Here is a 13,928-nt window from a genome sequence, read left to right as displayed (position 1 = left end):
AACTTAGTTACAATCTGCTATAAATAAAAAAACAAAATATAGCAGAATCCAAGAGACAGGAATCAGAAATGGGATAGTCTTTAGATAGAACTTTTAGTTTCGAGATATATCTAATTCTGACTTCTGACTTCTGTTAGCAAAGCGGTGCGCTATTGCGCACTATTCTGGCTCCTGACTCCTTCCTCATTCAGCTTTTTGCTTTGACTGTTGTGTAAATGGTAGAGGTAAATCCGTAGCTTGAGTAATCTCTGTTGGTGGGTTATTTCTCTTAGCAGTGTTCAAATATTTACCATCGTTTATTGGTGATACTACTTTCATTTTATGGGGAGTACTGTAATAGCGATGGGTTTGCTGAAGTTGTGATAATTCTTGAATGCTTTGGTTAGCAATTTTTTTCCGTAATTTAATAACTGCATCAACTACAGCTTCAGGTCTGGGAGGACATCCAGGGATATAAACATCAACTGGAATTAATTTATCTACACCCCGAACGGCACTGGGAGAGTCTACACTAAACATACCCCCAGTAATGGTACAAGCGCCCATAGCAATTACGTATTTGGGTTCTGGCATTTGTTCGTAAAGACGCACTAAATTAGGTGCATACTTCATGGTGATAGTTCCCGCAGTAATCAGTAAATCTGCTTGTCTGGGGGTGGCACGAGGTATCATGCCGTACCTTTCCATATCAAAGCGGGAAGCATAAGCCGCCATAAATTCCATAAAACAGCAAGCTGTACCAAACATCATGGGGTATAAACTGGACATTTTCGCCCAGTTATACAAATCATCTAAAGTTGTCAAAATAATGTTTTCCGAAAGCTGCTGCGTTACTTGGGGAGTTTCCGCAGGGTTAACAATAGTATTAGTCATGGTTTTATATCAGTTAACAGTTATCAGTTAACAGTTGGGTTTTTTGTTAGTTGAATATCAGTAGGGAAATGTATATATTTGTCTATTAATTAGCAACAATAATAAAGAAAACTCTCCGGAGAGATGAGTTATCGGCGTTGTTGCAAGAAGCCTGAAACACAGTTGAAATAATTGATATCTTTAGTTTGCAATGATTTTTTTGGGAGCGCTAGTAAAGATAAAGGTTTTAAGGTGCTAACTTAAGGGATTGGTAAAATCAATTCTGTGCTATGAATCTGTGCTATAAAATATATGAAGCATTAGATTCTTCAACTAAAAATCTTTGACTGTAAAATTCACAGTATCTCTAGTTTCAATGGGATATTGGTGATTTAGAAATTGACTGCGGCTGCTGAACCCAAGTCAAGATCGCTTCAAAACTAAACACTACTTATTTAGTTCTTTGACCGTAGTTATATGCAGTCGAAAAATATTTCACGTCTTCTGCGAGCATTGGCTCGACAAGGTCTTGACGTTCAATATAATAATCAATCTTATTCTGCACGGTGGGTAGATTCTCCTGATGCACCCATCGCCGAAGTTCTTTTACCTGCAAGCTTTCCTGTTGAAGCAAAAGCTCTCAAACAATTAGCAAACTTAGCAAATGCAAAACATCCAAAGGGAGGAAATATTTGTCATGTATGTGCAACTCCTGATTTTCATCCCGGTGATGCAGGAGTTGCAATCGGCTCCGTTGTCCAAACATCAGGACAAGTTATTCCTGCAGCTGTCGGATCGGACATTAACTGTGGGATGCGTTTGCATGTTGCTGATTTATCTGCTGAGAAATTTTTAGCACGACGCGATCGCTTTGTTGAGTTAATGAAAGGTGATTTCTTTTTTGGAAAACGAGATGTAACCATGGCTGCTCGCACCATGAAAGCGTTGTTTCAAGATGGTGTAACTGGGTGGTTAGATTCAATGTTGGATAAATCAACAGGAAATTTTGTGCGATCAGACATCAATCAGATTGCAACTGAAATTGATCGCATTTTTCTCAATGGTTCAATGTCAGGACACATAAAATGGGCTCCGCAAGAATTAGTTCCAGAATCGGGATTAGTTCGGGATGGTGGACTAGCAACTATTGGTGGTGGAAATCACTTTGTTGAGGTCCAATGGGTGGAGCAGATTACAAATCCTAAACTTGCTTATCGGTGGGGAGTTAAAAAAGGACAACTTGCATTCATGATTCACTCAGGGTCTCGCAATGTTGGAAAGTATATTGGTGGAATGTGGCGCGATTGGGCTCGGAAATTATGGAGCGAAGGGTTAAAGTATCCCGATTCCCGTTTGTTTCCTCTTTCATCAATTACCCATCCGGAGTCAGTTACTGATTATCTGGAAGCTGAAGCAACTGCTGCAAACTATGCATTTGTCAATCGATTGCTTTTAGCCGAGTTATTACGATTGCGATTGCGCCAAGTTTATGGCGATTTGGAAGCTCCATTAGTCTACGACCTACCGCACAATATTACACTTCCTGAAGGACAAGGTTGGGTTACTCGTAAAGGTGCGTGTCCCGCTCATGTCGGTCAGCCTGTTATTATACCTGGTTCTATGGGTACACCATCCTATCTTTTGATGGGTTTAGGAAATTCAGATTGGTGCTGTTCAGCTTCCCATGGTGCGGGAAGATTGCGTTCTCGCTTTGATTTAAGTCGCAAGGGAAATCGGGAAAGTGAAGATAAATTAGGGTTAACTGGAGTCGATTGCATTACATTACGAGCAGAACGTCGGATTGAAGAAGCACCTGCTGCTTATAAACCGATCGCACCAGTAATTGATGTTCAAGTACGAGCGGGATTAGTTCAAGTGGTTGCTCGCATGCATCCCATTCTTACTTTTAAGGCTTGAAATGATGCAAATTATGTGTTGATTTGAAAAAAGTTAAATAACGCGTGCTAAACCCTGAAAATCAAACTTCCGGAGCATATCCAAAAATGTAAAAACCGCTGGAATATGGAGAGCACTCTTAAGAACTACAACTCCAATCACTCGTTGAAGAGGTACCGGTAAACTATACACTTGCACCTGGGAAGGAATTGGTGCGGCTGCTAAACGAGGGATGATTGCTGCTGAAAATCCCTGGTTTACCATACTTACAACAGTAGAATCTTCCTGAAGTTCGCTGGTAGTATTCATAATTGGTGCAACAGTTTTCAGGTGTTTATGAATTGGTCTTCCACATGGTAAAGCAGGAAGCATAACTGGCGGATATGCTGCTAAATCTTCCCAAGTAATTTGTGTCGCTCTAGATTTGTTATTCGATACAAGTAAAGCAACATACTCATCCCGAAGAATTTCCCAAGCTTCAAACTCGTCACCAGTTGGTAAATATGTTGTCCCAATGTCAGCCCGTCCCTGACGTAAAAAATCTTCGATGTCAATAAAATTAGGACGCTCGATAATGCTTACTGAAACTTCGGGAAATTGTTTGTTAAACTTGGCGATCGCTTTCGGTAATAAATGAGTTGCAACACTACGGAAGGAAGCAATTCGTACCTGACCGCCACGCAAACCTCTATGTATATTTGCCTCTTGTTGCATCATTTCTAAATGCTGCAAAGCCTGCCGAGCATGGGATACAATCCGTTCTCCTGCCGGTGTCAATACTGCACCACGACGCCCTCTAGCAAATAAAGCTACACCCAATTGTTCTTCCAAAGTTGCGATCGCATAACTGATTGCTGGTTGGGTAATTTGTAATTCCAAAGCTGCTTCACTGAAATTACCACTATCTGCTACTGCAACTACGGCTCGAAGTTGAGAGAGTTTCATATGTGGAAGTTTATTTGATTGCCGCCAACAGATTTTATCAATGGATTCTCATATGTATAAATAGCTTTTATAAAAACTATACAAGCCTTTATTTGATTGTAGGGTTGAGATGATTGAAGATGAATGGGTAAGTAATAAGTAATGAGTAATAAGTAATGAGTAATGGGTAATGGGTAATGGGTAATGGGTAATGGGTAATGGGTCATTGATAAGTCTGTTTGTACATCCATTGGGTGAATTTATGGTAAACAAATCTCATCACTTGTCTCAGGTTAATATTTCTCGGATGATTGCTCCACTTGACGATCCAATTATGGCTGAGTTTGTGGCGCAATTAGATTCGATTAATAAGTTAGCTGATAAAAGTCCTGGGTTTGTGTGGAGACTGCAAGCTCAAGAGGGGAATGCAACAAGTATTCGTGCTTATGATGATGAGTTAATCCTTTTTAATTTATCAGTTTGGGAATCAATTGATACTTTTAAGCAATTTGTATATCGCAGTCAGCATGGAGAGGTAATGCGTAATCGCAAAAAGTGGTTCCAAAAGTCTGAAGGGAAAAATATGGCGCTGTGGTGGGTTCCGATCGGACATATACCAACTGCTGATAAAGCAAAGCAACGTTTGCAATATCTCAATGATTATGGTGAAAGTGTTTATTCGTTCTCATTACAAAAGCAGTTTTTACCAGTTGAGCCTGCCAGTATAAATTAAAGCTTCATAATGACAAATACAATCAAAATATCTACTTATAATCATCAGTATCAAGCTCAAGTTATTGAGTTAATTTTGAAGATTCAGCAACAAGAGTTGGGATTAGCAATTACTTTGGAAGAGCAACCAGACTTACTGATAATTCCTAGCTTTTATCAAAAGGGTAATGGCAATTTTTGGATTGCTTTAGACGGAAATAATGTAATTGAAACTATTGGTGCAATTGACATGGGCGATAATCGCTATTTAGCATTACGAAAAATGTTTGTAGATGTTAATTATCGCGGTAAATCTCGAATTAGTAAAAAACTGATGGATTCTTTAGTTAGTCACGCCAGAACTAACAATGTCCGGGAAATCTATTTGGGAACTATTGGTAACTTCAAAGGTGCACTCAGGTTCTATGAAAAGAATGGCTTTTTACCTGTGAGCAAATCTGACCTACCTGCTAGTTTCCCTGTCATGGAAAAGGATAATTTATTTTATTGTTTAACTGTTTCTACTTCCGCATCATAATTCCACGTCATATTCCCGATCGCAAAATTGAATAATAGTGTTCGACTACTGGAAATGGATCGTAAAAGTGATGTAGCAACCGTTTCCATTCTTGATATTCTGGCGATTCTCGAAAACCAATAGTATGAGCTTCTAGTGTTTCCCAACGTACGAGGAGAATGTAACGATTGGGGACTTCAATACATTTTTGTAATTCATGGGATAAATATCCCGGTATCGCAGCAATTATTTTTGAAGCTTGTTGGAATGTTGCTTCAAATTCATCGCACATGTCTTTTTTGACATCCGATTTAATATCCAGAATAGCAACTTCAAGAATCATTTATTTATTTTTGGGTAATTAAAAGTTAATTAATTAAAAATTAGGTGACTTAAAATGACAGAATTAACCCTGGTTATTGGTAATAAAAACTATTCATCTTGGTCATTTCGTCCTTGGCTGGCGATGAAACAATCTGGTTTACAATTTAACGAAATTCGCGTACCTCTTTATATCCCCGGATCTGCAGAGAAAATTCGTCACTATTCCCCATCAGGTAGAGTACCCGTTCTATTACACGGTAGTCAAACCGTTTGGGATTCTCTTGCAATTATGGAATATCTCGCCGAAGAATTCCCAGATTTGCACTGGTTCCCAGAAGATAAAACTGCAAGAGCGGTCGCGCGTTCTATTAGCGCCGAAATGCATTCTGGATTTTTCAAAATACGCGAAAATATGCCAATGAATTGCCGTGCAAGATATCCTGGAAAAGGGATGACGTTGGGAGTTCCGCAAGAAATTGATCGCATTACGACAATTTGGCGGGAATGTCGGCAAAAGTTTGCGGTCAAATACCTTACATAAAGTGGGCAGAACTTCAGATTTATGCAGAAGAATTTCCACAGGTGACTGATGGTATATATGACTCAGAAAAGACAAACGAGTTATCTCGTCTCCTAAAAATAGCTGCAAGTAATACCCCAAAAAAATATTTTAAAGAAATAGAAGCTGCTGCTGGTATATTTAATGGGCTTGCAGTCATAGTTTCTATACAACGAGAGTCAAAAAATCCGGATAAGACAAAACCAAAAAAATCAAAATTATTTCCTTTATTACCTACAAATCGTAGAAATTTCCTCTCTATAGCTGCTCTTGGATCGCTAGCGGCGATTGGTAGCGGAATTACTAGTCAGTATTTACAAATGCCAAAAGTTACCTGGAGGATGGCTAACTTTTTGGATGGAATTTATGACCAATTCATTATTTCTAAAGCTCCGTACATTATCCGCGAACGCATTAAAAAAATTACAAATGGTCGCTTTGAGATTGAACCATTGAATGACAAAAAAATATTAACAGAAGATATCTTAAAAGACGTGAGTGATGGGAAAAAAGTCCAGTGTGGATTTAGTGGTATTTATTACAATGCTAATAAATACAAAGTTTTATTTTTTGGTTGCGCGATTCCTCATGGTTTAACTCCTGAAGAACAGACAGCTTGGCTTCTTTATAAAGAAGATCCTCAGGATAAATTAACTTTTATTCAAAAAATCTATCAAAGACCAGAATTAGATTTAAATGTGATTCCATTTCCTGCAGCAGCAACTGGAGCACAAATGGGTGGATGGTTTAAAAAAAAGATTGAAACAATAGAAGATTTCAATGGAATCATTATGCGTATTCCTGGATTAGGAGGAGAAGTTTTAAAAAAGTTTGATGTTAACTTAGATAAAGATTTACCCGGTGGTGCAATCTCACTGAACAAAATTGCGAAGGCTCTTAGAGATGATAAAATTCAAGCTGCTGAATGGATTGGACCATATGATGATGTTCAATTAGGACTTCACCAAGCTGAAGCAAAGTACTACTACTATCCAGGTTGGTGGGAACCAAGTACAACATTTGACATGTTGGTTAATAAAGATGCTTGGGAAAATTTACCACCCCACTACCAAGAGGTATTTAAGTCTGTCTGTCTAGAAACTTACACCGAAATATTAGCTGAATATAATCAGAAAAATAGTGAAAAACTTGCTGAGATATATAAATTAAAAAATATTACGGTAAGTAAATTTAGCCCTGAGATCATTAAAAAAACCAAGGAAGAGACAACAAAATTATTAAAGTTGTATGCTTCAAATAATGATCTGTTTGGGGAAGTTTATCAAAAGTGGAATAGCTTTAAAGGGGGGATGAGAGAGTGGAGTAACCTCAATCAGTAGAAGTTACAAGTCAGATAGCACTAGTTTCATTACGTGATTAAATACAAAGAAGCTTATTTAGACATGCTATGCTAATTGCCAATTAATATCTATATGTGTCACTAAAATGTTGCTCTTTCGCAAGCAATCGCTCAATCAAATAGAAACAATTTAAATATCGCGGTGCGTTACCCCATCCTTAAGAATGTAAACATAAATCAAAGATAATCAAGGTGTAACAGCACCCTACAAGCTATCTTTTGCTGGAATTTTCGCTTTCTGAAACACCGCTTCAACTGTAAATTCCAACCCCTTAAACAATGGATCTGCAATTACCTCATCACCCGTATAAGTCTTCGGTGCTGCATCTGGATAGAAAACCGCAATGCTTCTAGCTTCAATGTCTACGACCCAAACCCGTAATACCCCAGCATCCAAATAATCTCTGGCTTTAGAAACCATTTGTGTAAAGGTTTGCCCAGGTGAGATAATTTCAATTGCTAAATCTGGTGGAACTGAACAAGCTCCATCTTCTTCCCAATCATTTGGTAAACGTTCATTAGAAATATATAGTAAATCTGGTGTAGGTACCCAATCACGTCCGCGACGAGTTAGTTTAATGGCTAATTCTGGACATATTTCTCCTTTATTTTCACACCATTTTTCTATCAGGTTAAGAAGAGCACGGGTAAGTTTAGAACGAAATTTTTTTGGCGACATTTTGGGAATAGCTTGCCCGTCAACGAGTTCGTAGGTGATATCTCCTTCCCCAGGTGGAAGATTTAAGAACTCTTGCAAGGTCAATTTGTGCTGAACTTGGAGTACCATGACATGAATTCGCTGAAGGCTAACTTAATTGTAATGAGACATTCTAAATAATAGAAGTTACGCTGATGACGGCACTGATGATGCAACTATCCGTACCTTTACTCGCTTAAAAATTGCTTAAAACTTAGAGTATGGACATGCAATATCTAAATATTTTAGTAGCTCAATCTAACGAACGTAATACACTATTCGTTAGTCAGACATTTATCATTTTTTCTCTGTTACAAGTTGTCACTTTGGAAAGATTAGTTCCTGGTTGACCGCAGATACTATAAAACTGTGCCAGCAAGTTTCGCAACCTGAATCTTATCAACTTGCAGAACGAAAATTCTGTTTGCGATTGTTGAGAAATTTTGCTGGAAATTTAAGTACAGATAAAGGAAAACTTCAAATATTTGTCATGATGAATCTTATATCCAAATTAGCTAGTTACTTTACTTCATTTATTAAAGTAATTCAGGTCGAGCGTGTTTTAACTGCTCTTTTAGTTGGAATCCTATTTTTTACTACGGTACCAGCAAGAGCTGAAGCTAATCAGACCAGTGAAGCTATTACCAATAAGATAAATGAAATCGTTCAACAGGATGATGATAACTCTGGACGTCCTAAAACTATTGGAGAATGGAACGCTCAAGCTCGCGAGACAGAAGGAAAACCTATAGAAACGGCTAAAAGAATCGTAGAACAGTCAGCAGATGCGGTAGAGGATTTTGCCGAAGTTTATCCAGACGTTGCTCAAAGAAGTATTTCTGCTTTAGAGAACAATAAAACCGCAGGAAAATAGTTTGCTCTAACAAACTATAAGGGTGAATCTAAGATACGAAAAAGTCGCCTTTGACATTACTTTGGAAGCATAACTTACTTACATATTTAACCTTATTTTCACTATAAGCAGGAAATTTCTCCCTTACTCTTGCAATAACCTGTGAATGCTTAATGTGTTGTAACTTATTCCGATTTAAACTAGTAATCTCAAGATTTCACGACAGGTGGAAAAGTCAATATTTTTGACGTACAGTTAGCCTCTCGAGAAATAAGACATCTGGCGTTTACGTAGCATTGCGTTAGCTAAATTAACGTTATGTTCCGTAAACGCTTTGAACTTGACTGTTTTGAGTTTAACTATGAAAAGTTGTAATTTTCTATTACTTGGACTAGAAAAATAGAATTGTTAATGATTTAGCGATCGCATATCAAAGCTAATAGGCTATTTTAATTGCGATTTGATTATTGGGAAGGAATGCTACTTATGTAAGCTGATTGCTGAAGGTGAGAATTTAAGTGGGAAAAGAAAACCAAGAGATTAGAATATGGATTTGAGGTTGAAGTTAGTTGTAAATCTATTCAAACTACTACTGACGCTGTCAAAAATATCTTCAAAATCAAATTCCTGACCGATTATATTGTCTTTGCTGTCTGAGTTTGTACCAATAAAGCTGAACTCAGAAAATGAAAAGTTCGTGCTTTCACTATTATTTGTATCAAACGATTCTTCTACTATTCCACTGTCAGAAATTAAATCGGAATATCGTGATTGATAGTAAAAAGCAGATTTGTTGTTACTTTTTTCTGGGTTTATTTGTCCGTAGATGAGGGTATCTTCTATGAGACTAGTGATATTCCCAGATGTGTAATATCCGATGGAGTAGTTATAAAAGTTTGTGGGTCTAGTATCGGAGAATTCCATCGGAAATTTACGATCTAGATCTAATTTCTTATCTGTACTCGAGTCAGTCTGACTTAAATTTGTTAATCCTTTGGGAAATATTGAACTTGGAAAATCACTTCGATTTTCAGCTTCAAGTATGGGTTGGGAAATCTTATCTTTCTGTTTATCTACTGCTAGAGAATTATTGCTTTCTATTTTATCAATCCCAGTGTTAGTTTCAAGTACAGGTTGGGATAGATTATCTTCTTGCTTATCTACCGGTGAGGGATTATTAGTTCCTGTTTTACTTTCAACCCCATCTTCAATTTCAAGAATAGGTTGGGATAGATTATCTTCTTTTTTATCTATTTCTGCGGAATTATCATTTTTTATTTTGTTGTCAATTTCTGTTTGAGTTTCAGATACAGGTTGAGAAAGATTAACTTCTTGTTTCTCTAGGGGTGAGGAATTATTATTTTCTACTTTGTTTTCAATCTCTGTTTGAGTTTCAAATACAGCTTCGGAACTATCAATTTCTTGTTTATCTACTGATGAGGGATTATTATTTCCTACTGTATTTTCAGCCTCAGGTTTAATTTCAAGTATGGGTTGGGAAATTTTAACTTCTTCTTCCTTTACCTTTGAGGGATCCCCATTTTCCTTTGTCAGTCTAATTAGGGAAATATCAGCTTTTTGTTTATCTAGAGTTGGGACTTCTTCCCTCCCATTCTCATTTTTAGTTTCAGCTACAGTTGGAGTTTCAATTTCAGTTTCAGGTACGGATGGAAGATTAGGTTGTGAAGTTTTTGGTGTTGTTCCCACAGGTGCGTCATTTCCACCAATCACTAAAAGATACCCGTCTTTTTTCCCACCTTTATTTTCTTGTATCGCGTTGTCAGTAATTTGACTTCCTTCAAAATCAGTAGTTGTAACAGCTGCTATTTTCCCATCTCTAACTGCAGCTACAACCCCTCCATTACTATCTGAAATAGGTGTCCATGAAAGTCTTTCTGTTAAATCTGGACTGATGATTGCAAGATGTCCGTCGTAAGGGGTGTATTCACTTACAGGTTGTCCTTCGATAGTCTGTTCGTCTCTATTTGCAATCTTACCTGCTGCACCTCCAGCAATGATTACGGTACCGTCTTTTGTGGCTGTAATAGAATCTGCATTCACAGAATTACCTTTACCATCATCACGACGACCTAACAAGGATTGACCTTTAATTAGATCGCCATTTTTGAGGTCATAACGACCGTACCACAACATCTGAATCGAATTGACATTAGTGGGACTATTATATTGGTCAGTTTCGATTTTTCTCTTGTCAGTAAGCTCTTCTGTTACATCGAAGGGGTCGCGATAGAAAATCGAGAAACCAGTACCACCATTGACATAATATGAAGCGTATAGCTGTCCATCACGTCCAAATGCGACCCGTTGTCCTCGGGTATCAGCTAATAGGTTTTCTTTGTAGATATCTTCATCGTCGAAGTCATAGTTTTTCCAGAGATTTTCTCCCTCGTATGACAATGCTTGAGTAAACGCAACTTGCAGAATCGAGGTTTTTTGCTCGAATCCAGTTGTAACAACCATACCTCCATTTTGGTCGCTCACTGCTATGTCTTTGAAGTGACGTCTACCACTTGTACTCCACTCTTGCAATTGCTCTCCATTGCTATCGAATAGATAAGCGCGGTCACCACCTTTAATATCCCGCACAACACCAACTTTTCCTGAATCTGAGATTGCTATACGAGAAACATCAGTGAAGGATTTACTCCATTTGACCTCTGTTGCATCAGCATTTAATACAGCTATTCCACCCTCGTAAGCAACAGCAATATCACCATTATTGGAGACTTCTAAATCTATTACTCTTCCTGGTAAAAGAGTTGTTGCAAGAGCTTGATTGGTTTGGGAGTCATAACGAACAATCGTTCCATCTCCACCACCAAGAAGTTCCGTCTCTTTTCCTTCTAATTTTGCGTTTTTTAGAGAACCTCCAACTATGACAACATTACTATCAAGGGAGATATCAACTGCATCAGTAAAATCGTCTTCCGAACCACCTAAATATGTTGCAGCGGAAATATCTAGGTTGTTGGTAGGAGACTGAGGTAAAGAACTATTCGGTACCGACAACAAAGAATTTTGACTTTGAAGTTTACTATCTGTTTCGTTCATACTATTCGCCATTTGGCAGGCAATTTTTGACGAATTATCATATTACCCTATTAAGCATTTTTGTAAAGCCATTTATAATTGTTGTTGTAAATAACAGGATAGAAACTTTCAAATGTATCGTTTTAAGCTACTCGTACATATTTTCTCAGTAATTTATCAAACATTTTGCAAATATTTTTGTGTCAAGTTTTGAAAAGTCATCTTTATGATTTATTGTTCTTAGTAATCAAGTTTTTAAAGGGAGAAATGACTGCTATTTTTACAGGAACTATGATGATTTGTAGAGACGTTGCAGAGCCTGCGGCGTCGGCGTTAGCCTCTGCAACGTCTCTGCAACAAGCCAAAACTAATGGGACAAAGCACTAGTAAATTAAGTTAATATTTAATCGGTTTAGAGTCCCGGTGTAGTTTGAGCGAATAGAGCAGCAAAATCCTTAGTTACAACCCCTGATGGGTCGTCTTCTGGTTTAGAGATGATATCAAAAGATTTATTTCTCGCATTTGCTTCGCGCAAAGCTTGAACGACCACTTCCGCTACATCTTCTCTTGGTATGGATGGGCGAATATCATTAGGTGGATGATTGATAAGAGTATCATCTTTACCTACTAGTAACTCCCTTAGACCTCCAGTTTCATTAAGCAAACCACCAGCGTGAACAATTGTGTAGTCAATACCAGAATCAATTAAGTACTGTTCTGCTTTGCGCTTCCAAATCAGAATATTACCATTGCCGATAGTGTTGAGATAATGATTTTCATCGGTACCACCACCTGAACCGACTAAAACAATCTGTTCTACTCCTGCTTTAACCGCAGCATCGATTTGATTTTTTTGACCCTGGTAATCAACTTCTTCTGGGGTTCCACCCGGTGCATACTCAAATACTGGTCTTTCTCCTTCTTTAGTTGGTGGAGTTTTCATTATTGGAATTGCACTGGTGAGAATTACTAAAGCATTAATTCCAACCATAGCTTGCTCTAAAACTGATTGGTCTTTAATGTCACCCAAAAAGAATTTTTCAGTAGAACCAAATAATTCTATAACTTTTGCTTCATTCCTGGCAAAACCGAAGGCTTCAAATTCATTTTGCTGTTGAAGTAACTTCTTCATCACCAGGGAACCAGTTCCACCTGTCGCACCCGTAACTAAGACTTTTTTCATCTGTCAATCAAGTTTCTTGGATTTACTCGCGGTAGTTAGATTTATCTACCCAGTAATGCACAATAAACTATTTTCAAGCTAGGGTGAAAGTCTCACACTCCCTCGATGGGTGGTTTTGGGGTCGAATTTATACAGAAACTCGTTTGAATATTCCTAATTAATGCAAAAATATTTATTCAAAGTCCCCAGCTTCGTTTTTCCGATACCGCAATTCAACTTTGTTAGAGGTATAAAAGGTTTACGCTCTTTCCATTTTTCATTACGATTGGCGACAATAACCTTGGCTACTTTTTCTGGTTCAATTCGCCAACCAGAATGACTTTTTTTGATATATTGCAACATTCTACTAATTGTTTCTTCTGAAGCGGTCAACATGTTAACTTCAAAACGCTGCTGAGATTCAATCTCTATCTGTTTGCGTCTTTGCTCGTCTGCGAGAATACACCAGACAAAATCAAGTTTTGCTGTTGTTGCTGCTTCAAAAATATGACTGTTCAATAAAACCTTATATTCATTTTCATCAACTTCTTCAACAATAATTGGTAGAAAGTTACGTTGATTTTGCTTGAGCTTTTCTGCAATGCTTTCAATTAAAATAACATCAGACGTATCCATTGATTCTTGCACTTTAATCTGGTGGAGAGGAAGGCGTAAATACTTACCAACATCGCTAAATTCTTCCATTTCATTATCTCCTAAATGAATTTTATATTGTTAATTTCAGATGATTAACGATAAATAATTAATCTTTATAAGTTAATTTTCGATAAAATTGGGTTGAAAAAAAATTTCGTGAGTCAGTGTGATGTACATTTGGGTTGCGTGAGATTTAGGACGATGAAAAACTACTGGTTTACGAGCAAATTTAGCGATGCTCACATTATCGTAGTGCCTGAGTTTTGTCTGGTAAACCTTAATACCAACTCTATGTGAAGTTGCATATAACTGTAGAATAAAGAATGAAGAAATAAAAGAAGCAAAAGCGAACAATGGGGCGTCCC

15 protein-coding genes are annotated in these 13,928 nt (G+C 37.6%); 6 read left to right on the top strand and 9 right to left on the bottom strand.

All coding sequences use genetic code 11. The annotated features are described in order from the left end of the window. Positions 1-183: 183 nt before the first annotated feature. Entirely contained in the window at positions 184-873 is a 690-nt protein-coding gene (gene nuoB, locus BC008_RS04085; protein WP_027845583.1) for an NADH-quinone oxidoreductase subunit NuoB, read from the bottom strand. A 456-nt stretch (positions 874-1,329) separates the two neighbouring features. Here nuoB and BC008_RS04080 point away from each other — a divergent pair, with 456 nt between their 5' ends. Next, positions 1,330-2,769 carry an RtcB family protein gene (locus tag BC008_RS04080; protein WP_027845584.1) on the top strand — a complete coding sequence of 480 codons (1,440 nt, stop codon included), beginning with the start codon at positions 1,330-1,332 and terminating at the stop codon, positions 2,767-2,769. 33 nt (positions 2,770-2,802) lie between these two features. On the opposite strand, the gene BC008_RS04075 is transcribed toward BC008_RS04080, so the two are convergent. Both BC008_RS04075 and BC008_RS50285 read right to left on the bottom strand, forming a co-directional pair. Then, positions 2,803-3,693 (bottom strand): LysR family transcriptional regulator, encoded by an 891-nt coding sequence (locus BC008_RS04075; protein ID WP_027845585.1) that lies wholly within the window; start codon positions 3,691-3,693, stop codon positions 2,803-2,805. Further along, positions 3,690-3,923 (bottom strand): hypothetical protein, encoded by a 234-nt coding sequence (locus BC008_RS50285; protein WP_072207685.1) that lies wholly within the window; start codon positions 3,921-3,923, stop codon positions 3,690-3,692. The genes BC008_RS04075 and BC008_RS50285 overlap by 4 nt, the downstream gene beginning before the upstream one ends. A gap of 11 nt (positions 3,924-3,934) precedes the next feature. Between BC008_RS50285 and BC008_RS04070 the strand changes: the two genes are divergently transcribed. Continuing rightward, positions 3,935-4,405 (top strand): DUF3291 domain-containing protein, encoded by a 471-nt coding sequence (locus BC008_RS04070; RefSeq protein WP_027845505.1) that lies wholly within the window; start codon positions 3,935-3,937, stop codon positions 4,403-4,405. Between the two features lie 9 nt (positions 4,406-4,414). Then, positions 4,415-4,921: a GNAT family N-acetyltransferase gene (locus tag BC008_RS04065; RefSeq protein WP_027845504.1), complete on the top strand. Its 507-nt coding sequence runs from the start codon at positions 4,415-4,417 to the stop codon at positions 4,919-4,921. A 7-nt stretch (positions 4,922-4,928) separates the two neighbouring features. Here BC008_RS04065 and BC008_RS04060 read toward each other — a convergent pair whose 3' ends face one another. Next, positions 4,929-5,243, bottom strand: coding sequence for an antibiotic biosynthesis monooxygenase family protein (locus BC008_RS04060; RefSeq protein ID WP_058183190.1), 315 nt, complete (start codon positions 5,241-5,243; stop codon positions 4,929-4,931). Between the two features lie 54 nt (positions 5,244-5,297). Here BC008_RS04060 and BC008_RS04055 point away from each other — a divergent pair, with 54 nt between their 5' ends. Then, positions 5,298-5,765 carry a glutathione S-transferase gene (locus tag BC008_RS04055; protein ID WP_082650477.1) on the top strand — a complete coding sequence of 156 codons (468 nt, stop codon included), beginning with the start codon at positions 5,298-5,300 and terminating at the stop codon, positions 5,763-5,765. Further along, positions 5,729-7,123 (top strand): TRAP transporter substrate-binding protein, encoded by a 1,395-nt coding sequence (locus tag BC008_RS04050; RefSeq protein ID WP_058183189.1) that lies wholly within the window; start codon positions 5,729-5,731, stop codon positions 7,121-7,123. Before BC008_RS04055 ends, BC008_RS04050 begins: the two co-directional genes overlap by 37 nt. Positions 7,124-7,348: 225 nt before the next feature. Here the strand turns inward: BC008_RS04050 and BC008_RS04045 are convergent, their stop codons facing one another. Further along, positions 7,349-7,930 carry a Uma2 family endonuclease gene (locus BC008_RS04045; RefSeq protein ID WP_027845503.1) on the bottom strand — a complete coding sequence of 194 codons (582 nt, stop codon included), beginning with the start codon at positions 7,928-7,930 and terminating at the stop codon, positions 7,349-7,351. 256 nt (positions 7,931-8,186) lie between these two features. Between BC008_RS04045 and BC008_RS04040 the strand changes: the two genes are divergently transcribed. Beyond that, a complete protein-coding gene (locus tag BC008_RS04040; RefSeq protein ID WP_235595789.1) occupies positions 8,187-8,714 on the top strand; it encodes a hypothetical protein in 528 nt (175 codons plus the stop codon). Between the two features lie 519 nt (positions 8,715-9,233). Here BC008_RS04040 and BC008_RS04035 read toward each other — a convergent pair. The 4 genes from BC008_RS04035 to BC008_RS51145 all read right to left on the bottom strand — a co-directional run. Then, positions 9,234-11,765, bottom strand: coding sequence for a hypothetical protein (locus BC008_RS04035; protein WP_027845501.1), 2,532 nt, complete (start codon positions 11,763-11,765; stop codon positions 9,234-9,236). A gap of 391 nt (positions 11,766-12,156) precedes the next feature. After that, positions 12,157-12,927, bottom strand: a complete 771-nt coding sequence (locus tag BC008_RS04030; RefSeq protein ID WP_027845500.1) for an SDR family oxidoreductase — start codon at positions 12,925-12,927, stop codon at positions 12,157-12,159. A gap of 153 nt (positions 12,928-13,080) precedes the next feature. Then, on the bottom strand, positions 13,081-13,611 hold the full coding sequence (locus BC008_RS04025) for a hypothetical protein (protein ID WP_027845499.1): 531 nt from the start codon (positions 13,609-13,611) through the stop codon (positions 13,081-13,083). 72 nt (positions 13,612-13,683) lie between these two features. Next, positions 13,684-13,928: ParA family protein (locus BC008_RS51145; RefSeq protein ID WP_058183187.1), on the bottom strand; the 245-nt coding region annotated here is incomplete at its 5' end.

The sequence above is a fragment of the Mastigocoleus testarum BC008 genome, assembly GCF_001456025.1.
Classification (GTDB): domain Bacteria; phylum Cyanobacteriota; class Cyanobacteriia; order Cyanobacteriales; family Nostocaceae; genus Mastigocoleus; species Mastigocoleus testarum.
This window is presented reverse-complemented; position numbering and strand designations above follow the sequence as displayed.

Bases quoted from the DNA above. Each gene is read 5' to 3' on its own strand.
- BC008_RS04055 (WP_082650477.1), top strand. From the start codon at position 5,298: ATGACAGAATTAACCCTGGTTATTGGTAATAAAAACTATTCATCTTGG.
- BC008_RS04045 (WP_027845503.1), bottom strand. From the start codon at position 7,930: ATGGTACTCCAAGTTCAGCACAAATTGACCTTGCAAGAGTTCTTAAAT.
- BC008_RS04060 (WP_058183190.1), bottom strand. From the start codon at position 5,243: ATGATTCTTGAAGTTGCTATTCTGGATATTAAATCGGATGTCAAAAAA.
- BC008_RS04025 (WP_027845499.1), bottom strand. From the start codon at position 13,611: ATGGAAGAATTTAGCGATGTTGGTAAGTATTTACGCCTTCCTCTCCAC.
- BC008_RS04070 (WP_027845505.1), top strand. From the start codon at position 3,935: ATGGTAAACAAATCTCATCACTTGTCTCAGGTTAATATTTCTCGGATG.
- BC008_RS04065 (WP_027845504.1), top strand. From the start codon at position 4,415: ATGACAAATACAATCAAAATATCTACTTATAATCATCAGTATCAAGCT.
- BC008_RS50285 (WP_072207685.1), bottom strand. From the start codon at position 3,923: ATGGATGTACAAACAGACTTATCAATGACCCATTACCCATTACCCATT.
- BC008_RS04075 (WP_027845585.1), bottom strand. From the start codon at position 3,693: ATGAAACTCTCTCAACTTCGAGCCGTAGTTGCAGTAGCAGATAGTGGT.
- BC008_RS04050 (WP_058183189.1), top strand. From the start codon at position 5,729: ATGTCGGCAAAAGTTTGCGGTCAAATACCTTACATAAAGTGGGCAGAA.
- BC008_RS04030 (WP_027845500.1), bottom strand. From the start codon at position 12,927: ATGAAAAAAGTCTTAGTTACGGGTGCGACAGGTGGAACTGGTTCCCTG.
- nuoB (WP_027845583.1), bottom strand. From the start codon at position 873: ATGACTAATACTATTGTTAACCCTGCGGAAACTCCCCAAGTAACGCAG.
- BC008_RS04080 (WP_027845584.1), top strand. From the start codon at position 1,330: ATGCAGTCGAAAAATATTTCACGTCTTCTGCGAGCATTGGCTCGACAA.
- BC008_RS04035 (WP_027845501.1), bottom strand. From the start codon at position 11,765: ATGAACGAAACAGATAGTAAACTTCAAAGTCAAAATTCTTTGTTGTCG.